Below are 21,164 nucleotides of genomic sequence, written 5' to 3'. Positions count from 1 at the left end.
GGCGACCGATGGCAGACGACTACGGCGGCGTCATCGGCGCGTTCCCGTACGCCTTCCGGCACAGCGAGTCGTGGCTGTTCAAGTGCTACGTGCTCGTCGGTGCGCTGGCGACAGGCGTCGTCTCGTTGTTCGTCGCCTTCGGACTCGTGGTCCTCATCGGCGCGACCGCCGGCGTCCCCGGCGGGTCGCTCACCCTCTCGCGGTCGTTCTACGTCCTCGTGGGGCTGTTCGTCGTCGCGCCGCTCGTCGCCCCGATACTGTTCGTCGCCCGCCGACACCGCCGCACCGGGTCGAAACCGCGGTACGACCTGAGCCTCGCGCTCGCCGGATTCGTGTTCATGCTGTCGGTGTACGTGGGGCTTCTCGCGTCGGTTCCCGCGGAGCTTCAGACGCCGGCCGAGCCGTTCACGGTGGGCCCCGTGACCGTCTCGGCGCTCGTCCCGGTCGTTCAACTGCTCTACGGCCTGCCCGCAGTCTACGGCCTCGTCCCCCCGGTCGCGTGCGCGGCGGGCATCTACGGAATCCACCGACTGCTCCGATAAGCGCCGCTAACTCCGTTCTCACCCGACTCTCGCCGCCAACTCGTCCCGGTAGCGGTAGACGACCACCGAGGCGACGACGCCGACTCCGACGAGGAGCGCCACCGTCCCGTAGTTCGCCGCGCCCGCGTTCCGCCCGGCGGCCGCCGCGAGGGCGAACGTCGGCAGGCGACCGACGGCGACGAGGACGACGAGCGTCCGGAGTCGAAGCGGCGAGAGCCCGGCGAGCGCGCAGAGCGCGTCGTCCGGGAACGCCGGCAGGAGAAACAGGACGAACAGGCCGGCGACGCCCCGGCGGTCGGCGACGCCGTCGAACCGCGCGAGCGCGTCGTCGGCGACGAGGCGCTCGACCGCGGGTCGGCCGAAACGCCGGGCGAGCAGGAAGACGATTGCGCTCCCGGCGACGACGCCGACCATGCTGTAGGCCGTCCCGGCGACCGTCCCGAAGAGGTAGCCGCCGACGGCGGCGAGGGCTTGCCCGGGAATCGGCGCGAGAATCACCTGAAGCGCCTGGATACCGACGAACACCAACGGGGCGAACGCCCCGGTCGATTCGACGGCCGAGCGGACCCACGCCGGGTCGGCGAGTCGCGGGGCGAACGCGGCGACGACCACGGCGACGGCCGCGAAGGCGACCGCGACGACGCCGAGCCTGACGAGCGCCGCGTTCCGTGCGTCGGTCGAGTCGAACAGCCGACCGGTCACAGGAACGAGGCGGTCTTGAGCCGGGCGTTCAGCGCGTACTTCCGCAGGTACTGACGGGCGGTCGTTCGCGTCCCCCGCGCGACGGTTCGCCCGGCGCGAATCCCCTCCAAGATGGCGTCGGTCGTGACGTCGCCGTCCGCCTCGACCGAGACGGCCGTGTACGCCCGTCCGACCAGCGCGGGTCGGTGCGCGTCGCTCCCGCCCGTGCCCGGGAGTCCCCGCCGGCGGGCGTAGCGCCGCGCCTGCCCGTTTCTGAATCCGGTGAGCGTGTGGGCGTTGTACACCTCGATGGCGTCGACGTCCCGGATCGCCCGCCGGGACGCGCCGTGCCGGAACGTCTGAAACGGGTGCGGCACGGCCGCGAGCCCGCCCGACTCGCGGACCGCCCGCGCCGTCTCGCCGGCGGGTCGTCGACGCCGAGCGCGAGGAGGTGGCCGTCGGCCGTCGAGACCTCGACGCCGGGGACGACCCGGACGCCGTACTCGTGGGCGATGTCGAACGCCCGCGGGAGCGACCCGACCGAGTCGTGGTCGGTGAGCGCGACCGCGTCGAGGCCCACCGACGCCGCGCGGCTCAGCACCGCTTCGACCGACATCTCGCAGTCGTAGGAGGCGTCGGTGTGGACGTGGAGGTCCACCGCGAGCGTTCGCGGCCCTCGCGAGTCCCGCGTCCGACCGCTCATACCACACCGAATTCGAGCGCGAGACAGCCGACGACCGTCAGGACGCCGGCGACGCCGACGAGGACGTGTCCCGCGTCGGTCTTGTACGCCTTGTAGTCGGAGGTCATGAGCGGGCAGACCGCCACGATTGTCGCGCCCGCGACCCAGCCGTTCCACAGCGGGACGAACTGGAGGAGGAAGTAGTTCGCCAGCACGACGAGGTGCGTGTGAACGACCGTCGTCCCGTGGTAGTACGAGGTTCCCGAGTCGTCGCCGAACCCCTCGCTGTTGTGGCGGATGAGTCGCAGGCCGCCGAAGGTGAGGACGACGAAGCCGACGACGGCGCTCACGACCGGGTTGGGCGCGAGCGCGACGTGGTACAGGAGCGCCGCCGACACGAGGTACGCGAAGATGTCGATGAAGGAGTCTATCTGTCGGCCGAACGCCGAGGCGGTCCCGGTTTTGCGGGCGTAGTAGCCGTCGGCCTTGTCGAAGGCGAAGCCGGCGAGGACGGCCACGATGGCCCAGTTCGGCTCGCCCGACACGAACAGTATCGCGCCGACCCACGCCCAGAAGAGCGCGCCCAGACTCAACCAGTCCGCGGCTCCGAGCCGCGAAATCATGTTCTCCCCCGTCGATGAGCGCACGACCTCGCTCGCCCGCGCGTCGACCGCGTCCAGCCTCCCGCGAAGTGCTGACCTGAGTTCGTCCGTCATGCCTATCTGTCCGACACACTCGGCCGATTGAGTATAAATTTAATCGCTATAGTATATATAAATCAAATATCTATATATCTGGGTTCCCGAACGGAGCGCTCGGGACGGAACTGAGCGCTCTGTACCGCTATGGACGCGGTTTGACGCGCCGGCGTCGCCACGGGCCGACCCGGTAGTACGCTCGGGTGCGGGCGACTCGGAAGCCGACGCTCCCGAAAGTCCACTGCGAGGGTCGGTTGTCGCGGGCGACGAGCGCGTGGACCGTCTCAGCCCCCTGCCCGGCGGCAACCGCGACGGCCCGCGAGACGAGCGCGGTGGCGATGCCGCGGTTCCGCGCCTCGGGCGCGACGAACACCCGGCGGACGTAGCCGCCGGGGACGGTCACGTCGGCCTCCAGCGGGCGGACGTGGTACGTCAGACCGGGGTCGCCGAGAAAGAGGTAGCCGACGAGCGCAGGTTCCTCGTCTGCCTCACCATCGAACGCGCACACCGCCGTCTCGTCGTCTCGAAGTTCGGAAAACGCGTCGTAGCGTGCCTCGAACCGGCGCGCGTCCTCGGGGTCGAGCGCGCGAATCTCGACTCCCCCCGGGGGGTCGCGGTCGGCGTCCGCCGCGTCGGCGTCCGCGACGTACTCGTCCATCTGCGTCGCCGTGAGTCCGCGGGCCTTGAGCGCGTCGTAGACGCGGCGGGCCGTCTCGGTCCGGGTCAACCGCCAGAGCGCGGGCATCGCCAGTCGCGTCGGAGCGCCGCGAGAAAAGCCCACCGTCGCCGTGGGTATCGGTGCCACACGGCCGGAAGCGCCCGAAACGGGGAAAAGGCCCGGTGGCTTACAGCGGGTGATGACCGAGTCCGAGTCCGAGACCGAGTCCGAGTCCGAGCGAACGGGAACCTTTCTCGTCACCGCCGCCGACGAGGAGTCGGCCGTCCTGAAGGACGTTCACTCCGGGCAGGTCCACGCGCTCTCGTCGAACCCCGGCGTCTCCGAGGACGAAGCCGTCCGCGGGACCGTCGCGCCCGACCCGCCGATGAACGTCTCGTGGCAACTCGTCGAAGTCGAGTCGCGCTGGACCGTCTCCGTCGAGCGCTCCACCGAGTCGCCGACGACGAACTCCCGCGACATCGCCGCCGACAACCCCGACGGCGAACTCGTCCGCGAGGAACGCGCCGGCACCGGCGAGATTCACGTCCTGTCGGTCCCCGACGACATGACCGAACAGGCCGTCGACGACATCCTCGACGACAGAGAGGGCCTGCTGTCGCGGGCCGCCAGACTCGACGTGAACCGCGTCGAAATCCGCTCGCAACCGGGCGTCGTCGCGGTCCGCTACATGCCCTGAGCCGGGTCTTTTCTGCTCGCCCCCGCTCGTCTTCTCGCGCTCCCGCTACCGCTGTTTTCCGGTCGAGGAGACGGGACCGTCCGCGCTCTGGACGCACCACCCGCCGTGGACGCTCCCCTCGCGCTCGACGAACTCGACCGTCGTCTCCCCGCCGATGCGGGTCGCGCCCGCCGGGTCGAGTTCCTCCACGCGGAGCGTCAGCGTCAGCGCGTCGCCGCAACAGCCCACGTCGAGGAACTCCTCCCACTCGTCGCCCGGCGCGGCGTCCCCGTGGACCCGCCGCAGGTAGGTCACGAAATGGTCCGTGGTCAGCTGGTCGCGGCCCCACGCGCTGAGTTCGTCGGGAAAGGAGACGACCACGCGGGTCGCCGTCTGGTCGGTCGTCATAGTTCACGATTGTCGGCCAACGACTATGGGCCTGTCGCGGGTTCGTCGGGCGCTCGCCAGACCGCGCCGCGGCCGAAACCGTCCGCGGATAAGAAACCTTATTCCGCACCGCTCAGGACCGCAACCCATGGTTGAGTTTACGGTACCGGAGGTAGACTACACCCGGTACACGAATCGCCAACTCGCGGCCGTCCCCCTCGCGGTCCTCGCGGTGGCCCTACTGGTCATCGGAGGGTGGTACGTCGCGACTGGTGCGCCGGTGAATCCGGGCGTCGACTTCACCGGCGGTACCGAACTCCGCATCGCAACGGATGCCCCGCAAAGCGAGGTCGCCGCGGCCTTCGACAGCCAGCCCGAGTCGATTCGCTCCGTCGCGGCCGACGGGACGTACGTCGTGACGTTCCAGTCGGGGAGCGCGACGTCGAGCGAACTCCAGACGCAGGCCGAAGACGCCGGCTTCGAAGTCAGGTCTATCGACGCCGTGTCGGCCAACTTCGGCGGCGAGACGCAACTGCTCGCCCTCGGCGGCCTCGCGGTCGCCTTCGCGGGCATGAGCGTCCTCGTGTTCGCCATGTTCCGCTCCTTTGTCCCCTCCATCGCGGTCGTCCTCTCGGCGTTCTCCGACATCGTCATCCCGGTGGCGCTGATGAACCTCTTCGGCATCGAACTGTCGCTGGGGACCGTCGCGGCCCTCCTGATGCTCATCGGGTACTCGGTGGACTCGGACATCCTCCTGAACAACCACGTCCTCCGGCGCTCCGGTGACTTCTACGAGTCCACCGCGCGCGCCATGCGGACCGGCGTGACCATGACGCTCACGTCCATCGCGGCGATGATCGTCATGACCATCACGGCGACGCTGTTCGGGATTCAACTGCTCGCCGCCATCGGCACGGTCCTCGTGTTCGGTCTCACCGCCGACCTGATGAACACCTACATGCTGAACGTGACCCTCCTTCGCTGGTACAAGTTCGAGGGGGTGGCCCGATGAGCACGCTCCGCGACAACTGGCGGGTCATCTTCCTCGTCGTGGCCATCCTGTTTTCGACGTTCGCCCTCTTCTCGCCGACGATGGGCAACCAGTCCCCGGTCGGCGAGGACGACAGCGCGACGAACCTCCAGTTCGGTCTCCAACTCGACGGCGGGACGCGCATTCGCGCGCCGCTCGTCGGCGTCACCGCCGAGGACGTCGAGTTCAACGGCGACTCCGAGCGCGTCGTCGAACGGGAGGTCGCCGCCCAGATAGCGGGCGCCGACGCCGCTGACGTCATCGCACGCACTGGCGCGGAGTCCAACACGGTCGAAGCGACCATCGAGAACGTCACGACCGACGACCTGAGCGCCGCGCTCGACGCCGCTGGCTACGGCCACGGCGAGGTCAGAGACGGCGTCACCGCGACGACCCGAGCCGAGACGGTCCGCGTCCTCCAGTCGAAGATCAACGAGGCCGGCCTCTCCGGCGGGACGGTCCAGCAGGTGACCACGGCGACGGGCGAGCACTTCGTCCTCGTCGAGGTCCCCAACCGCGACCAGTCCGACGTCGTCGACCTCGTCGGCGAGCGCGGGACGGTCCAGATCGACATCTACTACCCGACCTCGCAGAACGGCACGCGGACCTACGAGACGCGCGAGGCCGTCCTGACGCAGGCCGACTTCACCTCCATCGGGACCGCACAGGAGTCCCAGACGGGAAGCGGGGCGTTCGTCCCCGTCTCCGTCCGCGACGAGCCCGCACCGGAGTTCCAGACGGCAGTTCAGGATACCGGCCTCGCCCAACCCGGCGGGACGCGGTGTACCTACATGGAAGACGGCGGCGAGAACACGACCGAGGGCTGTCTCCTCCTCGTCGTCAACGGCGAGGTCGTCAACGCCTTCGGGATGAGCCCCGGACTCGCGGACTCCATGCGGGCCGGCGAGTGGGCCGGCGCGCCGAGCTTCCAGCTCCAGACGCGCAACACGTCCGAGGCACAGGAAATCGCCATCAACCTCCGCGCCGGCGCGCTGCCGGCCAGCCTCGACCTCTCGGGCGAGGACAGCGGCACCTCGTCGTACATCTCCCCGAGCCAGGGTGAGAGCTTCAAGTTCGACTCGCTCATCACGGGTATCATCGCGGTGCTCGCGGTCGCCGGCGTCGTCTTCGTCCGCTACGGCAAACCGCAGGTCGCCCTGCCGATGATCGTCACCGGCCTCTCGGAGGTGTACATCCTCCTCGGGTTCGCCGCCGCCATCGGCTACCCGCTGGACCTCTCTGTCATCGCCGGCTTCATCGCCGTCATCGGGACCGGGGTGGACGACCTCATCATCATCGCCGACGAGGTGATGGCCGAGGGCTCCGTGACCTCGCGCAAGGTCTTCCAGTCGCGGTTCCGCCGGGCCTTCTGGGTCATCGGCGCGGCCGCCGCGACGACCATCATCGCCATGAGCCCGCTCGCCGTGCTCTCGCTCGGCGACCTGCAGGGCTTCGCCATCTTCACCATCCTCGGCGTCATCGTCGGCGTGCTCGTCACCCGCCCGGCGTACGGTGACATCCTCCGACTCCTCCTGACCGAGGACCGCTGAGGCCGACCCCACTCCGGCCGACGCGTCTCTTTCTCCCGTCCGGTACGACTCCGACCTCGGGCACTGCGAACCGCCGATTCCGCACGCTCGGGTAGCCTCGGCGATTCTCGCAGTTGATACCCCCGTACCCGACCGACTGTTCCCAATTTCAGAATCGAGAGACGGCGGCGGTTTCGATCGTCCCCGCCGGGGAGTAGTCGCCGATAGAATCATATAGACTGCCTATAAAACACTGCTTGAAGCGGCAACCAAGCAACCGCCGCCCGTCGGTAATCACGGTGCACGCACTCCACTCATGGACGACACGACAGTTCGACACGACGAGACGGACGCGACGACCCGGCCGGACGCCTCGCGGCGGTCCGCCGGGGACGACGAGGAGTTCGTCGCCATCGTCGCCCCGTACGACGACGCACCTGACGAGTGCACCATCTTCCCCGCAGGACTCTCCGAAGACGAGTTGCTGACGACGTGGCTCTCCGCGCAGGAAGGCGGGTACGTCGCGCTCGCCGAGATGCGGTAGCCCCGCTCAGCGACCCGTTTTCGAACCACCCCGACCCTCCACTTTTTCGACCGCCGGTCCCGCGACGCCTCAGAAGTCCCCCAGCGACGACTGTTCGTGGGCGGCCATGAGGTCGGCGCAGGTGGACCACGACTTCCGCGCGCAGTCCGGCAGGATTCCGTGTTCGCGGACGTACTCCCGCAGGAACTCGCGGGTGGTTCCGTCGCTCGGGTAGCCGCTTCCCACCTCGCCGTACTCGTCGGCGATGGCCTCGACCCGCCGGTCGCGTTCGACCTTCGCCACGACGCTCGCCGCGCCGACGATGGCGTGTTCGTCGTCCGCGCGGTGCTGGGCGTGGACCTCGACTTCGACGCCCGACTCGGCCAGCCCCTCGCGGACGCGGCGGCCGAATCTGGACTCGTTCACGTCGCCCGCGTCGCAGACGAGCTCGTCGGCTTCGACGGCGACGTCGGCGGCCGCCTCGACCTGCGCCCGGACGGTCAGCAGGTTCATGTCCGTCTCGGGGTCGTCGATGGTCTCCGGTTCGACGAACGCGACGCCGACGTCGATGTCGTCGCGCTCCCGGAGTGTCGCGGCGAGTTCCTCGCGCCGCTCGGGAGCGAGTCGCTTCGAGTCGGCGATTCCGTCCGGGAGGGCGTCGGGGTCCGCCCGGACCGCCGTGGCGACCATCGGACCCAACACGGGTCCCTTTCCGGCCTCGTCGACGCCGATGTGCATATCTGGTCGGGTCTTGGGGTGGAGAATTAGAGGTTGCGGTCCGCGACGACGCCCGTGGGAGGTCCCGGGGTCTCGTTTCAGTCCTTGAAGAACTCGTCGTCCTCGAACGGTTCGTCCTCGCCTTCGACCGCGATGACGTCGAGCGCGGTGACGACCGCGCCCGTGTCGAGGATGCCGGCGAGGCTCGGGTTGGTTCGGCCCTCGTCGCCGGAGACCAGTTCCTTGATGTAGAGGCCGCCCTCGCCGTGGATTTCGACGGTCGCGTGGCGCGCGTCTTCGAGGTCGCCGGTGGCGTCGTAGACGTGGCGGGTGCGGGTGATGCTCGCGCGGCGGTGGTCGACGCGGTGCGGGGTGTACTGCTCGATGGTCGCGCCGGTGAGTTCGTCAAGCGCGGCCTGCAGGTCCTCGTCGGTCACGTCGTCGTCGAACTCGACGGCGGCGCGGTACTCCTTGCTCGCGTCGAGTTTCTTCACGCGCTCGACCATGTCGTAGGTGGCGAGCCGAAGCCCCTCGACTTCGATTTCGCCGTCGGCCATCGCGTTGATGTCGCCTTCGAGCTGTTCCACGTCGATACTGCGGCGACGCGGCTCCATGATTTCGACCACGAACGGCCGGCCGGTGCCGAGCATGAGCGCGTCCACGTCCTCGCGGCCCGCGCCGTGGAACTTCGCGTCGACGCCGTCCATCACGTCCGTCACGACGGGGGCGACGAAGCCCTCGACGCTGTCCTCGTAGAGGTAGCCGGAGCCGCCGCAGTAGTCGCACGGCTCTTTGCCCTTGTAGCCCGAGCCGTCGCACTCGCGGCATGGCCACTCGGTCTGCGGGATATCGCGGGCGAGCTTCCGGTAGCGCCCGTAGACGAACGCGGAGTTGAGCTGCGCCTCGACGGTGTCGGCCTCGATGTCGAGGAGGAACTGCACGTCCGGGCGGGTGAAGTCCACCTCGGTGCCGGTGAGCCGGCCCACCCGCTTTCCGACCTCGCGGTTGAACTCGGATTTGAACAGTTCGCCGGCGTCCTCGGGCAGGCCCGCGCCCTCGCGGAGGAGCAGTTCGTTCTCCTCGACGAGCGGCGGCGCGCGGGTGCCGACCTGATACGTCTCGACCTCAACGTCCTCGATGGCCTCTGCACAGCGTTCCGCCCAGTCGTCGAACTCGGCGCAGGCCCCCTCGCAGACCCAGCAGTCCTCGGTCTCGACGGCCTCGTACGGCTCGTCGTCGTCGAGGGCGGCGGCGACCCGGAGCGACTTGCCTCGCTCGGCGTTCGTCAGCCCGAAACTGCGCTCGGCGAAGGCCCGGCCCAGACAGGCGTCGCAGACCGGCCCGCTCTCGGCGAGCGCTCGCGCGTCCTCAAGGATGCTCATGGTCGGTCTCTATCGGGGCGCGCGTAACTAGCTTACTTTGTTCGTCGGGTCGTCGCGGCACGGCTTGGCGACAGACCTCAGAACAGCGCTGTTTGTCAACACGTCCCGAGTGGAGTGCTATCTCGGCTCCGAGAAATTTGATGTACGGCGGCGTGGTAGCCGCTTCAACACCCGGCTCTCCGGTCGATATCTCGTGTCTCTCAATACGCAAACGAATCGGACGCTCGCACTGTTTTCGACCATCGCGGTCCTCTGGGGGACCTCCTTCATGGCCATCGAGGTCGGTCTCGACGCCCTCCCGCCCGTGCTGTTCGCCGCCCTCCGGTACGACGTGGCCGGCGTCGTGCTGTTCGTCTACGGCCTGCTCGCGGCGGAGGACTGGCGACCCCGCGGCCGCGACGAGTGGCTCGTCGTCTTCGTCGGCGGCGCGCTCCTCATCGGCGCGCACTTCTCGCTTCTGTTCTCCGGCCAGCGGTACGTGACGAGCGGCGTCTCGGCCATCGTCATCAGCCTCGCGCCCGTCCTCACGCCGTTTTTCGCGTGGCCGATGCTGCCCGAGGAGCGCCTCGACGCGTTCGGCTTCCTCGGCGTCCTGCTGGGGCTGGCCGGAACGGTGGTCATCGCCCTCGCCTCGGGGTCGGTCGGCGGCCAACTCCTCGGCGTCGTCCTGCTGTTTCTCGCCGCCGCGGCGTGGGCGTTCGGCTCGGTGCTCGTCAAGCGCCTCCCCGGAAATCCGCCCGTCGTCGCGATGCAGGCGTGGATGATGCTCCTCGGCGCGGGCATGCTCCACGTCACGAGCCCCGTCCTCGGCGAACCCGGCCTCGCGAGCGTGGCGTGGTCACCGCTCGTCGTCGCCGCGCTGCTCTTTTTGGCCGTGCTGTGCAGCGCCGTCGGCTTCATCGCCTACTTCGTCCTGCTCGACCGCATCGGCGCTGTCGAAATCAGCCTCGTCAACTACGTCACGCCGGTCGTCGCCGCCGTTTCAGGCTGGGCGTTCCTCGGCGAGCGCATCGGCCCCGTCACCGTCTCCGGCTTCGCGCTCATCCTCCTCGGCTTCGCGTTCATGAAGCGCGACGCGCTCGGCCCGCTGGCTCGTCGCTTCGGCGTCCGCGCCGGCCTCGTCGCGCCCGAACCGGCGACCGACTCGGACGCCCTGCCGACCGACGACTGAGTCCGTCCCACCCCGGCCCGCGGGGGGTCGCGGTCCCGTCGCTTCGGGCGTGGCCGCGCGAATATCGAACCCCGTTCGAGTCGAAAAAAGTCCCGCCGCGTCCGACGCCGGTGTCCGCGCCGGCGTCAGTCGCGTTGCTCAGTTGCTGGTCTCGTTGCCCGACGACGTGGTCGTCTCGTCGGACGTCGTGACCGTCTCGTTGGTGGCGGTCGTCGTCGTCGCCGTCTCGTTCATCGCGGTCTCGTTCGTGGACGTCGTCGTAGTCGTCCCGTTCGTCGTCGTTTCGTTTGTGGTCGTCTCGTTCGCAGTCGTCGTGGTCGCGGTCCCCTCGGCGGCGACTTCGTGGGTCGCGAGGACTTCCTCGGCACCCTCGGTGCCGACCCAGACGACTTCGACCGTCGAACCGGTCTCCGCGGACTCGATTTTCTGGAAGTTACCGACCGAGACGGGGAAGTCTTCGGTCTCTTCGCTGTCGTCGACCCACGTCGTGGCGCGCTCGTCGTCGACGGCGACGTAGACCTCGCTCGTCTCGTCGGCGGTGATCTTCTCGCCGCCCATGTGGACGACGCGGAGGACGCCGCTGTTCGTGCGGAAGGTGAGTTCGGGGTCCGGAACCTCGGCCGGTTCGGCCTCGGTCGTCGTCTCCCCGCCGGTACCGTTACCCGTCTCGTTACCCGCGGTCGGCTGTGACTCGGAGCCACCGCCCATACAACCGGCGGTGGTGAGGAGGGCTCCCGTCGCGGCGACGCTCTTCAGGAAGGTACGTCGTTCCATACGCCACGGTTTGCAAGCTAGTATATATGTCTTGTAGTTTACAGTTTGGGGATGGATAACGACTCACACGACTGGTTCCCACAGTTCGTCTATCGGGTAATTACAATAGTCCAACTTGTCCGAACACCCACAGGGCGACGAGCACCGTGGCCGCGCCGAGCGCGACGAGTAGGAGAGTGATGACGGCGACCGCGGCCAAGAGGAAGCGCCGGTCGGCCGCCGCGGCCGCGGGAGAGGCGTCGTCGTATCGGGCTTCCAACAGCCGGACGTTCCGGGCGTTCGCCTTCCACGCCGCGTCGAACACGTCGCCGACGAGCGGGAGCGACCCGACGGTCGCGTCGAGGACGACGTTGCCGAGCATCCGCGCGAGCGTCGCCCGCGGGACGCCGAGCATCGCGGCCTCGACGAGGATGTACGCCGAGAGCGCCGAGGCCGTCGCGTCGCCGATTCCCGGGACGAGCCCCAGTATCGGGTCGAGGCCGACGCGGTAGTTCGTCCCCGGAACCTCGAACGCCTCGTCGAGGTAGAAGCTCACCGCGCGGAGCCGCGCGAGGGTCTCTTCGTCGCCGACGCCCGCCGACTCGAAGTCGACGACTGCGTCGGGTCTCAGCGGGTCGTCAGCGCCGCTGTCGCCGTCGCTCGCCGCCGCGGGCGTCGCCGGGGTGTTCCTCGAATCGTTCACGCGTGTCAACTCGCGCGGGCGGACCTTGAGAATAGCGTCGGCCGGAGGCCTGTCGAGTCGAAGCGGACCGCGCGGGACTGCCGAAAAGGGCGAGGCGCGTCGCCCCCGCGGTTCGGGCGAGCGCGTCGTAGAGCTACGAAACCGGACGCCGTCGTCTGACCAAGCCGGACGCGGGGCCGACGGCGGACCCCCTGTGGTCGGTGCCCGCGCTCAGAGGCCCACCTCCATCGCGCGCTTGACGACGCCCGCGCCGTAGCGCTCCTCCAACTCCTCGTGTTGGTCCGGGCGGTGTTCGTACACGTCTTGGAACAGGCTGATGGGCGTCATCGCGGCCTGATAGGTCGCTTCGTCCCACATGCGGTCCTTGGCGATGTCCATTTCGGTGCCGCCGATGCGGAGCGTCGCGGACTGCGTCATGGCGATCGCGCCGCGGCCGGCCTCCTTGGCCGCCTCGAACTCCTCCATGGAGTCGACGATGTCGTCCATGCTCGGGACGTACGAGGTCAGGCCCAGCAGTTCCTCGCGGAGTTCGTCCGCGGTGAGCTCCCGCGCGTCGCCGCCGACGCGGAGTTCGTAGCCGCCGTCGGTGGGTTCGAGCGAGAGGCGGTCGCCGTCGTACACCTCGACGCCGTCCTCGGACGCGAGTTCGACCTCCTCGCCGCCCGCGTCGAGGAGCCAACTGCCGGTCTTCGGCGGGAGCGGCGATGTGTTGGCCTCGACGACCTGCCCGGGGGTGAGCGACCAGATGCCGAGCATCCCCTTCGCCTGATTCTCGGTCATGCGCTCGCGGTAGCCCTCCACGTCGCGGATGTCGTCGTAGGGTCCGTCGACGGCGATACAACCGGCGGCGCTGGCCCCGCGAGAGGTGTTGTGTCGAAGCTCCGGCCACGCCGGGAGTTCGCCCGTCGGCGTCATGGCGCGCATGTCCTTCGTGTAGTCGACCTCGCCGTCGACGAGGAGGAACAGCCGTTCGAGGTTGTTCGTCGGCTTGCCCATCTCGTCGCGGAGGTCGCCCATGGCGAGTTCGGCCGCGCCGCTCTCGATGATGACCGACATGGCGAGGCTCCCCTCGTCGAGTCCGTGCTCGTTCTCGACGATGGTGAAGCACTCGTCGGCCTTTTTCCAGTCGTCGATGCCGCCGACCTCGGGGATGACGAAGCCGTCGATGTGCTCGACCGCGCCCCGCTCGGGGTCGGTGACGTCGAGCATGTGCTGGAAGCCCTGATACCGGGTTTCGGGGCTGTCGCGGTGCCAGACCATCCGGGGGTGAATCTCGCCGGGGAAGTCGGCTCCGTGTTCGGAGATAACCTCGACGATGTTCTCGGCACCCTCGTCGCGCATCGACGGCGCGGTGGCGTCCTCGTTGTCGGGGACCCACACGTCGGGCGCTTGCATCCCGCGGAGGCCGGCCGCCCGTCGGAGCATCTTCGCGGAGTCGTCTTCGCCCTCGACGGCCGTCGGCGAGGTGAAGAACGTCCGCACGAACTCGCGGTCGTGTCTGCGCTCAGTCATCGTCGTTGCTCGTGATGGGGTCGGCCTGCTCCTCGCTGAACCCTTCGGACTCCTCGATGCGCCGGCGCGCCTCGGGGTCGAACTGCGTCTCGATGTCCTGGTACCGCGAGACGAACGACAGCTCGTGGTGGCTCTCGGTCGGGTGGTCGAGGTAGCGCTGTTCGAGGTCGAACTGGCCTTCCTCGTCCCGTTCGGCGAGCTTCTTGAAGTCCTCGTAGACGGCGTGCGCGCCCGAGTGGAGGCCGAACAGCGTGATGAAGATGTACTTGTAGCCGAGGTCGCCCAGCTCCTGGAACGTCAGCGGGTCCTCCTCTTCGGACCACGCGAACGACGACGAGTAGTTGAACGCGAGCTTCAGGTCCGGGTGGGTCTCGTGAATCTCCTCGGCGTAGGCGACGGCGTCCTCCCGTGAGGGGTTCGGCATCTCGGGCCAGACGATGTCGACGCCGGCGTCGGCGTAGATGCGGCCCCGCTCGACGTGTTCGTCCCAGTCGCCGTTCGAGGAGCCGTAGGCGTCGGTGCGGGCGATGACGACCGTGTCCTCCGACTGCTTGGCGTCGACGGCCGCCTCGAAGCGAGCCTTGGCCTTCTCGCGGGAGACGATCTGCTTGCCGGCGATGTGGCCACAGCGCTTGGGCGTCGTCTGGTCTTCGATGTGGACGGCGGCGACGCCGGCCTTCTCGTACTCGCGGACGGCGCGGCGGACGTTGTGGATGCCGCCGTAGCCCGTGTCGCAGTCGGCGATGACCGGGAGGTTCGTCGCCTCGACCATTCGCTTTGCGTTCTCGACCATCTCGGTCATCGTGACCATCTCCAAGTCGGGGAAGCCGAACTGCCCGAGGACCGTCGAGTAGCCGGACATGTAGGCGGCGTCGTGGCCCGTCATCTCGGCGAGGCGGGCGTCGAGCGCGTGGTACATGCCGGGCGCGAACACGAAGTCCTGCGTGTTCAGCATCTCCCGCAGTTCGCGGGCCTTCTGGTTGTCAACATCCTGTGCGAAGACGTCGCTGTCGAGTTCGGTCGGGTTCATTGGGTGTCGGTGGACTGCATCGTTCGCTCGATGCGGTTCAGTTGGGCGCGGAGCGCGGCGAGTTCGCGCCGGATGGTCGTCATCTCGTCGTCCTCGCCCGGTTGTCGGATGAATGGGACGAGCGGCGCGTCCATGTTCTCCTCGTTGTTGGGGTAGCGCCGCGCGGCGCGGGGACGAGTCGTCGTCGAGCGAGGGGTGGTCGGCGTGCGGGTCGTCGTGTCGGTTCGGGTCGTGTTGTCGCGGTCTGTCATCGGTTACGTCGGTGGTGTCGGCGGTCGGTAGCGGTCGGTTCGTATCGCGGTCGTCGAGCGGTCGGTCGCGTGGTGTGCTGCGGATACTACCATCGGATGTCTCCTCACCCGGTTCGACTGCCGAGAACTATTAATAGTTAATGATTGATAATGATAATATTAGTTAATGACTTAGTTCTGTACGGACGGATATTAGGCCTTAATTTGACACGTGGTAACACATCTGGGCTCTCCGTGCGGACTCAGAGCGTCTTCGGCCCCGCCCGGCGACCGGCCGTGCCACGCCGTGACGGGGCGTTCCGCGGACACTACGCTTAATCGCGTCCACGCCCGACGACGCACCAACGAATGGCATCCGCGATTGAGATACGCGACCTGACGAAGTCCTACGGCGACGTCCGCGCCCTCGACGGCGTCGACCTCGACGTTCCGGAGGGGTCGTTCTTCGGGCTGTTGGGGCCGAACGGGGCGGGGAAGACGACGTTCATCAACATCCTCGTCGGCCTCGTCCGCAAGACCGGCGGGAAAGCGAGCGTCTTCGGTTACGACGTGGAAGACGACTACCGCGAGGCCCGCGACCGTATCGGCCTCGCGCCGCAGGAGTTCAACGTGGACCGCTTTTTCCCCATCCGCGAAGTGCTCGAACACAAGGCGGGCTACCACGGGATTCCGCACGACGAGGCCCGCGAGCGCGCCGACGAGGTGCTCAAGCGCGTCGGCATCTACGACAAGCGCGACACCCGCTTCGACTGGCTCTCCGGCGGGATGAAACGCCGCTTCATGCTCGCGCGGGCGCTCATCACCGACCCCGACCTGCTCATCCTCGACGAGCCGACCGCCGGGGTCGACGTGCAACTGCGCCACGAACTCTGGGAGACCATCGTCGACCTCAACGACAGCGGGACGACCATCCTGCTCACGACCCACTACATCGAGGAGGCCGAACGCCTCTGCGACGAGGTCGCCATCCTCGACTCCGGCTCCGTCATCGAGGTCGCCAGCCCCGAGGAACTGATGGACCGCGGCACCGACGACATCGTCGTCCAACTCCGCGACCCGCCGACGGCGGTGCCCGACTTCGCCGCCGACGACGACCGCGTCGACGCGGTCGAACTCGATGGGGCTCGCCTCGTCGTGACGGCGCAACAGGGCGGCCTCGTCGCCCCCGACGTGGTGCAGGCGCTCGACCGGCAGGGCCACGAAATCGTCGACCTCGAAATCTCCCGCACGTCGCTCGAAGAGGTGTTCGTCGAGATGACGAGACAGGGCGAGGGCCGCGCCACCGCGGAGGTCGAGCAATGAGCCTCGCGAGCCTCGACGTGACCGGCTTTTACGCCCTGCTTCGCCGCGAGGTGCTCCGGTTCGTCCGCCGTCCGCGAAACACGTTCGTCCCGCCGTTTATCACGAACGTGCTGTACTTCTCCGTGTTCGGCGTCATCCTCGGCGAGCGCATCAACGAAATCGCGGGCGTCCCGTACATCCTGTTTATCCTCCCCGGCCTCATCGTCCTCGGAGCCGTCTCCAACGCCTTCGAGAACGCCTCGTTTTCCATCTTCCACGGCCGCTGGAACCGCTACATCGAGGAGGCGCTCACCTCGCCGCTTTCGTACTCCTCGATGGTCGGCGCGTACGTCCTCTCCAGTGCGACCCGCGGGGTGCTCGTCGGCGCGCTCGTCGCCCTCATCGGCGCGTTCTTCACGTCCGTCGGCGTCGCCCAACCGTTCTATCTGGTCGCGTTCATGCTCGTCATCACCCTGCTTTTCGCGGGCCTCGGCGTGGTCGGCGGCCTCTGGGCCGACGACTTCGACGACCTGACGATGATGAACCAGTTCATCCTCCGCCCGCTGGTGTTCTTCGGCGGCGTCTTCTACTCGCTCAACGAGATTCCCGAGACCTTCCAGCAGGCGTCGCTCCTCAACCCGATGGTGTACATGGTCAACGGCGTCCGCTACGGCTTTCTCGGCGTCACCGAGGTGGACCCGAACCTGTCTCTCGGCGTGCTGACGGCGCTCACGCTCGCCGTCGTCGGCCTCAACGTCGTGCTGTTCCGTCGCGGCTACGGACTGACCGACTGAGTCGGTCACGACTCCCGTTTTTCGGTGTCTCGGCGTCGCGGCTTCACTCACGACCCCGACGCGTGCCGACAGTCGTGTCCGAAAGACTGTCTTTTCCAATGACAACTATTTTGACACCGGCTCTAGAACTCTCGTCCGCAGTATGGTATCAAAACCCTCCTCCGCGGCGTCGACGCGGACCGTCTCGGTCCTCGCCCTCGTCGCGGCCGTCCTGGTTGGAGCATTCCTCGCCCCCGTCGTCTACGACGCGGCCGCGCCCACCCCAGACAGGGTCGCGGTCATCTCGGTCGACGGGACCATCACCTCCTACACAGCTGACCAGCTGGAAGAGGACCTCCACGAAGCGCGAGAGAACGAATCGGTAAAGGCGGTCGTCCTGAAGGTCGACAGCCCCGGCGGCTCCGCGGCCGCCTCAGAGCGGATGTACATGGCGGTCAATCGGACCGCCCAAGAGATGCCCGTCGTTTCGAGCGTCCAAGGCACGGGCGCGTCAGGGGCGTACTACACGATGCTCCCCTCCGAGAGCATCTACGTGACGCCTTCGTCGGTCATCGGGAGCGTCGGCGTCCGCGGGTCGGCCCCCATCGGCGGCACGTCCAACGAGATTCGCACCGGCCCGGACAAGGCGTCGATGACCGTCGACCAGCGCGAAGCCCAGATTGAGACGCTGAAACACGCCTTCGTCGGCAGCGTCATGGAGCACCGCGGCGACGACCTCTCGCTGTCGCGCGAGGAGGTCGCCTACGCGAAGGTCTACACCGGCGCTCGCGCCACGCAGAACGGCTACGCCGACGACATCGGCACGCTCCAGACGGCCATCGACCGCGCCGCCTCCGAGGCCGGCCTCGAAAACTACGAGGTCGTCGAGAAGGACCCGCCGACCCGGTCCGGTATCATCCTTCTCAGCTCCCAGAGCGGTAACTCGACGGTCGTCATCGACGAGAGTCCCATCGGCTACGACGGCGTTCGCGCGCCGCAGTTCCTGATGGTGTACGGACAGGTGCAGTACGAAGACGAGGTGATCGCTAATGTCTCAGCGTAACGTACTCAGCGGGACGGTCGTCTTCGCGGTCGCGCTCGGCCTCATCTTGGTCGGGGCCGCGGTGGCACCCTACGCCGTCCAACTCGGCGGCAGCGACTCGACAGACACCCAAAACGCCGCCAAACAGGCGTTCGACGCGGACGAACTCGTCGCCACGCCCGGCCCCGAGTCTGGCGAGGTGACGATGGACTCGAACGCGGCACCGAAGACCGTCCTCATCGACGTGGCCCACGGCAACGACGTGAGCGAGTCCGACGTGCAACCGCTCGTCGACGCCCTCGTCGCCAACGGCCACCAGGTGAAGTACCTCACCCGTGAGGACGCCCAGCGGAACTTCAACGCCTCGCTCCGTCAGGCCGACGCCTTCGTCGTCGTCAACCCCGAACAGCCGTACACCAGCGGCCAGCTCGCCGGTGTCCGGAAGTTCGAAGACGCCGGCGGCCGCGTCGCCCTCGTCGGCGACCCGCAGTCCGCGGGCACGACGAGCATCCTCGGGCTCGTCACCGTCTCGGTATCGTCCGGGGCCACCGGCGGCGACGCCGGACTGACCTCCGACTACGGGGTCACGTTCGGCTCCTCGTCGCTGTACAACATGCACGACTACTACCTCAACTACGAGAACGTCTACGCCACGCCCGAGGGCGACACCGCCCTGACCGAGGGCGTCGACGAGGTCGTGTTCCGCGACGCCGCGCCGCTTTCGGTCTCGGCAGACGGCGTCTCGCCGGCGCTCGTCTCCGGCGGCGAGACCCGCGTCGAGTCGATTCGGAAGACGGGTCCGTACACGGTCGCCGCCCAGAGCGAGACGGTCGTCGCCATCGGCGACGCCGACTTCCTCGCGCCCGAGTCGGCCTACGAGGCCGACAACGAGGTGCTCGTCGGCAACCTCGCGGACTTCCTCGTCTCCGGCGACAAGGCGGCCGGCGCGCCCGAACCGGCCACGCCCGAAGCCGGCGGTCCGGCCGGTTCAGCGACGGGGTCAGCACCCGGTTCGACAACGGGCTCAGCACCCACCCAAGGAACCACGCCCACGCCGGCGTAACTGCGTCGCCCCGACGCGACCGAAGCCGGCGGCCGGCTCTCTCGTCCCGGACTCGACTTTTTTCTCACTCGACTCCGAGCGACGGCTAAGCCCCCGTTAGGCGTCGTCGCCGCCGTCGGCGACCCTGTCGGCGATGCGGTCCGAGTCGGCCGCGTCGGCCGCGCGGCTTCGCTCGACCAGCCGCGCGAGGATGTCCGCGGAGACGCCCGACACGTCGCCGGCCTGAATCCCCCAGAGCGTCGCGTAGAGGCCGCCGAGTTCGACGAGTTCGTCGTGGGTTCCGGACTCGACGACCTCGCCCTCGTCGAGGACGACGATGGCGTCGGCGCGGCGAATCGTCGAGAGCCGGTGGGCGATGACGAGCGTCGTCCGGCCCGCCGAGAGCCGGTCGAGCGCGCGCTGGATGAGCAGTTCGGTCTCCGTGTCGACGGCGCTGGTCGCCTCGTCGAGGACGAGAATCCGCGGGTCTTGGAGCATCGCGCGGGCGATGGAGAGTCGCTGGCGCTGGCCGCCCGAGAGCTTCACGCCGCGCTCGCCGATGCGGGTGTCGTAGCCCTCGGGGAGCCGCGAGACGAACTCGTGGGCCTCGGCGGCTCTCGCGGCCGCGACCATCTCCGACTCGGTCGCGTCGAACGCCCCGTACAGGAGGTTCTCCCTGACCGTGCCGTCGAAGAGGTACACGTCCTGACTCACGTAGCCGATGGCCTCGCGGAGGTCTCTGATGCGCACGTCGCGCACGTCGCGGCCGTCCACGCGGACCGCCCCGTTCGTGGGTTCGTAGAGCCTGAGGAGGAGCTTCGCGACGGTGGATTTTCCCGCGCCGGTGGGGCCGACGAGCGCGACGGTTTCGCCCGGCTCGGCCGCGAACGAGACGTCGCGGAGCACCTCGCGGCCGGTCGCGTAGGCGAACGACACGCCGTCGAACTCGATTCGACCGGCGACGACGTCAAGGGACTCGGCGTCGGGCGCGTCGCGGACGACGGCCTCGCGGTCGGCCAGTCCGAAGATGCGCTCGCCCGAGGCGCGGGCGTTCTCGTAGGAGTTGACGATGCGGCCCGCGCCGGACAGCGGGTCGATGAACCGCTGGGTCATGAACAGGAACGTGACGAACTCGCCGACGAGCAGGTCGCCGGTGAAGGGCGCGGGCGGGCCGAAGATGAGCCAGACGCCGCCGATGGCGAACGTGGCGGCGAACGCGACGCCAGCGAGGAGTTCCATCGACGGCTGGTAGAGGTAGTCGAGCCTGACGACCGCGAGGGCGCGCCGGTAGTAGTCCATGGAGGCGTCGGCGACGCGGTCGGTCTCGTACTCCTCGGTCGCCGAGGCCTTGATGACCTCCATCCCCGAGACGTTGTTCTCGATGCGGGTGTTGAGCGCGCCGACGCTCTCGCGGAGCGCGCGGTACAGCGGCCGAATCGTCCGCATGAACCAGACGGTGAAGACGGCCAAAAGCGGGACGGCCACGAGCGTGACGACCGCGAGCTGGGCGTTCAGGTAGAACAGCACGCCCGCGATGCCGACGACGGCGACGACCAACTGGAGGCCGCCCGAGAGCGTGCTGTCGAGGAACGTCCGCAGGTTTCGCACGTCGCCGTCGAGAATCGACAGCACCTGCCCGGTCTGTTTGTCGTCGAAGAAGGCCATGTCGAGGCGCTGGAGCGCGTCGTAGGTATCGACGCGGACGGCGTGCTGGACGCGGTTCGAGTAGACCGCGAGGCCGAGCCCCTGCACCCACGAGAGCGCGACGCCGCCGACGAACGCCCCGATGACGAGCCAGAAACTCAGCCAGAACTGCTCGGCGACGGTCGTCGGGAGCCACGACGACGGGACCAACGGCAGGGCGTACGCCGTGTTCCGGAAGAACACCGCGTCGATGGCGACCCCGAGGACGAGCGCCGGCACGATAGCGACGAGTCGTCCGAGGACGCTCGCCAGTAGCCCGACGACGAACCACGCGAGGTTCTCGCGTCCGTATTCGGCGAACAGGCGGACCATCGGGTCGCGCCCGGATTGGAGGCTCACTTACCCGAGGTAAGCGTTCCGCGAGTATGACGTGCGCGGTCGGGGTGATTCGCGCCTC

Annotated in this window: 22 protein-coding genes and 1 pseudogene; 10 read left to right on the top strand and 13 right to left on the bottom strand. The window is 68.3% G+C overall.

Annotated elements, in window-relative coordinates; genetic code table 11:
* Positions 1-8: 8 nt before the first annotated feature.
* Entirely contained in the window at positions 9-542 is a 534-nt protein-coding gene (locus BN996_RS01455) for a DUF8056 family protein (RefSeq protein ID WP_089776853.1), read from the top strand.
* 18 nt (positions 543-560) lie between these two features.
* Here BN996_RS01455 and BN996_RS01450 read toward each other — a convergent pair whose 3' ends face one another.
* From BN996_RS01450 to BN996_RS01435, 4 genes and pseudogenes are all read right to left on the bottom strand, one after another.
* A complete protein-coding gene (locus BN996_RS01450; protein ID WP_089776852.1) occupies positions 561-1,244 on the bottom strand; it encodes a TVP38/TMEM64 family protein in 684 nt (227 codons plus the stop codon).
* Positions 1,241-1,926, bottom strand: a pseudogene (locus tag BN996_RS20720) (CehA/McbA family metallohydrolase). The gene BN996_RS01450 and the pseudogene BN996_RS20720 overlap by 4 nt, the downstream one beginning before the upstream one ends.
* Entirely contained in the window at positions 1,923-2,621 is a 699-nt protein-coding gene (locus tag BN996_RS01440; protein WP_089776851.1) for a CDP-alcohol phosphatidyltransferase family protein, read from the bottom strand. The pseudogene BN996_RS20720 and the gene BN996_RS01440 overlap by 4 nt, the downstream one beginning before the upstream one ends.
* 127 nt (positions 2,622-2,748) lie before the next feature.
* Complete coding sequence (locus BN996_RS01435) at positions 2,749-3,348, bottom strand: GNAT family N-acetyltransferase (RefSeq protein WP_089776850.1); 600 nt, start codon at positions 3,346-3,348, stop codon at positions 2,749-2,751.
* Positions 3,349-3,460: 112 nt separating this feature from the next.
* Here BN996_RS01435 and BN996_RS01430 point away from each other — a divergent pair, with 112 nt between their 5' ends.
* Positions 3,461-3,958 carry a DUF5812 family protein gene (locus tag BN996_RS01430; protein ID WP_089776849.1) on the top strand — a complete coding sequence of 166 codons (498 nt, stop codon included), beginning with the start codon at positions 3,461-3,463 and terminating at the stop codon, positions 3,956-3,958.
* Between the two features lie 45 nt (positions 3,959-4,003).
* Here the strand turns inward: BN996_RS01430 and BN996_RS01425 are convergent, their stop codons facing one another.
* Positions 4,004-4,345 carry a DUF7968 family protein gene (locus BN996_RS01425; protein ID WP_089776848.1) on the bottom strand — a complete coding sequence of 114 codons (342 nt, stop codon included), beginning with the start codon at positions 4,343-4,345 and terminating at the stop codon, positions 4,004-4,006.
* Positions 4,346-4,472: 127 nt separating this feature from the next.
* Between BN996_RS01425 and secF the strand changes: the two genes are divergently transcribed.
* The 3 genes from secF (at position 4,473) to BN996_RS01410 (ending at position 7,427) form a co-directional block, all read left to right on the top strand.
* Entirely contained in the window at positions 4,473-5,336 is an 864-nt protein-coding gene (gene secF / locus BN996_RS01420) for a protein translocase subunit SecF (RefSeq protein WP_089776847.1), read from the top strand.
* Entirely contained in the window at positions 5,333-6,904 is a 1,572-nt protein-coding gene (gene secD / locus BN996_RS01415; RefSeq protein WP_089776846.1) for a preprotein translocase subunit SecD, read from the top strand. Before secF ends, secD begins: the two co-directional genes overlap by 4 nt.
* A 295-nt stretch (positions 6,905-7,199) precedes the next feature.
* Entirely contained in the window at positions 7,200-7,427 is a 228-nt protein-coding gene (locus BN996_RS01410; protein ID WP_042663510.1) for a DUF7511 domain-containing protein, read from the top strand.
* Between the two features lie 69 nt (positions 7,428-7,496).
* On the opposite strand, the gene rnhB is transcribed toward BN996_RS01410, so the two are convergent.
* Together rnhB and BN996_RS01400 are read right to left on the bottom strand one after the other, a co-directional pair.
* Positions 7,497-8,144, bottom strand: coding sequence for a ribonuclease HII (gene rnhB / locus BN996_RS01405; protein ID WP_089776845.1), 648 nt, complete (start codon positions 8,142-8,144; stop codon positions 7,497-7,499).
* 77 nt (positions 8,145-8,221) lie between these two features.
* Positions 8,222-9,505 (bottom strand): tRNA pseudouridine(54/55) synthase Pus10, encoded by a 1,284-nt coding sequence (locus BN996_RS01400; protein ID WP_089776844.1) that lies wholly within the window; start codon positions 9,503-9,505, stop codon positions 8,222-8,224.
* A 193-nt stretch (positions 9,506-9,698) separates the two neighbouring features.
* Here BN996_RS01400 and BN996_RS01395 point away from each other — a divergent pair, with 193 nt between their 5' ends.
* On the top strand, positions 9,699-10,676 hold the full coding sequence (locus BN996_RS01395) for a DMT family transporter (protein WP_089776843.1): 978 nt from the start codon (positions 9,699-9,701) through the stop codon (positions 10,674-10,676).
* Positions 10,677-10,814: 138 nt separating this feature from the next.
* Here the strand turns inward: BN996_RS01395 and BN996_RS01390 are convergent, their stop codons facing one another.
* The 5 genes from BN996_RS01390 to BN996_RS01370 all read right to left on the bottom strand — a co-directional run bounded on the left by BN996_RS01390 (position 10,815) and on the right by BN996_RS01370 (position 14,925).
* On the bottom strand, positions 10,815-11,450 hold the full coding sequence (locus BN996_RS01390; protein ID WP_089776842.1) for a twin-arginine translocation signal domain-containing protein: 636 nt from the start codon (positions 11,448-11,450) through the stop codon (positions 10,815-10,817).
* 100 nt (positions 11,451-11,550) lie between these two features.
* Complete coding sequence (locus BN996_RS01385) at positions 11,551-12,132, bottom strand: DUF4112 domain-containing protein (RefSeq protein WP_089776841.1); 582 nt, start codon at positions 12,130-12,132, stop codon at positions 11,551-11,553.
* Between the two features lie 210 nt (positions 12,133-12,342).
* On the bottom strand, positions 12,343-13,644 hold the full coding sequence (aceB, locus tag BN996_RS01380) for a malate synthase AceB (protein ID WP_089776840.1): 1,302 nt from the start codon (positions 13,642-13,644) through the stop codon (positions 12,343-12,345).
* Positions 13,637-14,674 (bottom strand): isocitrate lyase, encoded by a 1,038-nt coding sequence (gene aceA, locus BN996_RS01375; RefSeq protein ID WP_008577906.1) that lies wholly within the window; start codon positions 14,672-14,674, stop codon positions 13,637-13,639. The genes aceB and aceA overlap by 8 nt, the downstream gene beginning before the upstream one ends.
* On the bottom strand, positions 14,671-14,925 hold the full coding sequence (locus BN996_RS01370) for a hypothetical protein (RefSeq protein WP_007276079.1): 255 nt from the start codon (positions 14,923-14,925) through the stop codon (positions 14,671-14,673). Before BN996_RS01370 ends, aceA begins: the two co-directional genes overlap by 4 nt.
* 348 nt (positions 14,926-15,273) lie before the next feature.
* Here BN996_RS01370 and BN996_RS01365 point away from each other — a divergent pair, with 348 nt between their 5' ends.
* The 4 genes from BN996_RS01365 to BN996_RS01350 all read left to right on the top strand — a co-directional run bounded on the left by BN996_RS01365 (position 15,274) and on the right by BN996_RS01350 (position 19,084).
* Positions 15,274-16,227, top strand: coding sequence for an ABC transporter ATP-binding protein (locus tag BN996_RS01365; protein WP_089776839.1), 954 nt, complete (start codon positions 15,274-15,276; stop codon positions 16,225-16,227).
* Complete coding sequence (locus BN996_RS01360; RefSeq protein ID WP_089776838.1) at positions 16,224-17,000, top strand: ABC transporter permease; 777 nt, start codon at positions 16,224-16,226, stop codon at positions 16,998-17,000. Before BN996_RS01365 ends, BN996_RS01360 begins: the two co-directional genes overlap by 4 nt.
* A 142-nt stretch (positions 17,001-17,142) precedes the next feature.
* Positions 17,143-18,042, top strand: a complete 900-nt coding sequence (locus BN996_RS01355) for a S49 family peptidase (protein ID WP_089776837.1) — start codon at positions 17,143-17,145, stop codon at positions 18,040-18,042.
* Complete coding sequence (locus BN996_RS01350; RefSeq protein WP_089776836.1) at positions 18,029-19,084, top strand: hypothetical protein; 1,056 nt, start codon at positions 18,029-18,031, stop codon at positions 19,082-19,084. Before BN996_RS01355 ends, BN996_RS01350 begins: the two co-directional genes overlap by 14 nt.
* Before the next feature lie 96 nt (positions 19,085-19,180).
* Here the strand turns inward: BN996_RS01350 and BN996_RS01345 are convergent, their stop codons facing one another.
* Positions 19,181-21,079 carry an ABC transporter ATP-binding protein gene (locus tag BN996_RS01345; protein WP_089776835.1) on the bottom strand — a complete coding sequence of 633 codons (1,899 nt, stop codon included), beginning with the start codon at positions 21,077-21,079 and terminating at the stop codon, positions 19,181-19,183.
* Between the last annotated feature and the right edge of the window lie 85 nt (positions 21,080-21,164).

Source organism: Haloferax massiliensis, assembly GCF_001368915.1.
GTDB lineage: Archaea > Halobacteriota > Halobacteria > Halobacteriales > Haloferacaceae > Haloferax > Haloferax massiliensis.
Note: the sequence above shows the minus strand (reverse complement) of the source record. Positions and strands in the feature narration are given on the sequence as shown.

Excerpts from the sequence above, each read along its gene's own strand:
- BN996_RS01455 (WP_089776853.1), top strand. The coding sequence starts at position 9 with ATGGCAGACGACTACGGCGGCGTCATCGGCGCGTTCCCGTACGCCTTC.
- BN996_RS01440 (WP_089776851.1), bottom strand. The coding sequence starts at position 2,621 with ATGACGGACGAACTCAGGTCAGCACTTCGCGGGAGGCTGGACGCGGTC.
- BN996_RS01435 (WP_089776850.1), bottom strand. The coding sequence starts at position 3,348 with ATGCCCGCGCTCTGGCGGTTGACCCGGACCGAGACGGCCCGCCGCGTC.
- BN996_RS01430 (WP_089776849.1), top strand. The coding sequence starts at position 3,461 with ATGACCGAGTCCGAGTCCGAGACCGAGTCCGAGTCCGAGCGAACGGGA.
- BN996_RS01425 (WP_089776848.1), bottom strand. The coding sequence starts at position 4,345 with ATGACGACCGACCAGACGGCGACCCGCGTGGTCGTCTCCTTTCCCGAC.
- secF (WP_089776847.1), top strand. The coding sequence starts at position 4,473 with ATGGTTGAGTTTACGGTACCGGAGGTAGACTACACCCGGTACACGAAT.
- secD (WP_089776846.1), top strand. The coding sequence starts at position 5,333 with ATGAGCACGCTCCGCGACAACTGGCGGGTCATCTTCCTCGTCGTGGCC.
- BN996_RS01410 (WP_042663510.1), top strand. The coding sequence starts at position 7,200 with ATGGACGACACGACAGTTCGACACGACGAGACGGACGCGACGACCCGG.
- rnhB (WP_089776845.1), bottom strand. The coding sequence starts at position 8,144 with ATGCACATCGGCGTCGACGAGGCCGGAAAGGGACCCGTGTTGGGTCCG.
- BN996_RS01400 (WP_089776844.1), bottom strand. The coding sequence starts at position 9,505 with ATGAGCATCCTTGAGGACGCGCGAGCGCTCGCCGAGAGCGGGCCGGTC.
- BN996_RS01390 (WP_089776842.1), bottom strand. The coding sequence starts at position 11,450 with ATGGAACGACGTACCTTCCTGAAGAGCGTCGCCGCGACGGGAGCCCTC.
- aceB (WP_089776840.1), bottom strand. The coding sequence starts at position 13,644 with ATGACTGAGCGCAGACACGACCGCGAGTTCGTGCGGACGTTCTTCACC.
- aceA (WP_008577906.1), bottom strand. The coding sequence starts at position 14,674 with ATGAACCCGACCGAACTCGACAGCGACGTCTTCGCACAGGATGTTGAC.
- BN996_RS01370 (WP_007276079.1), bottom strand. The coding sequence starts at position 14,925 with ATGACAGACCGCGACAACACGACCCGAACCGACACGACGACCCGCACG.
- BN996_RS01365 (WP_089776839.1), top strand. The coding sequence starts at position 15,274 with ATGGCATCCGCGATTGAGATACGCGACCTGACGAAGTCCTACGGCGAC.
- BN996_RS01360 (WP_089776838.1), top strand. The coding sequence starts at position 16,224 with ATGAGCCTCGCGAGCCTCGACGTGACCGGCTTTTACGCCCTGCTTCGC.
- BN996_RS01355 (WP_089776837.1), top strand. The coding sequence starts at position 17,143 with ATGGTATCAAAACCCTCCTCCGCGGCGTCGACGCGGACCGTCTCGGTC.
- BN996_RS01350 (WP_089776836.1), top strand. The coding sequence starts at position 18,029 with ATGTCTCAGCGTAACGTACTCAGCGGGACGGTCGTCTTCGCGGTCGCG.
- BN996_RS01345 (WP_089776835.1), bottom strand. The coding sequence starts at position 21,079 with ATGGTCCGCCTGTTCGCCGAATACGGACGCGAGAACCTCGCGTGGTTC.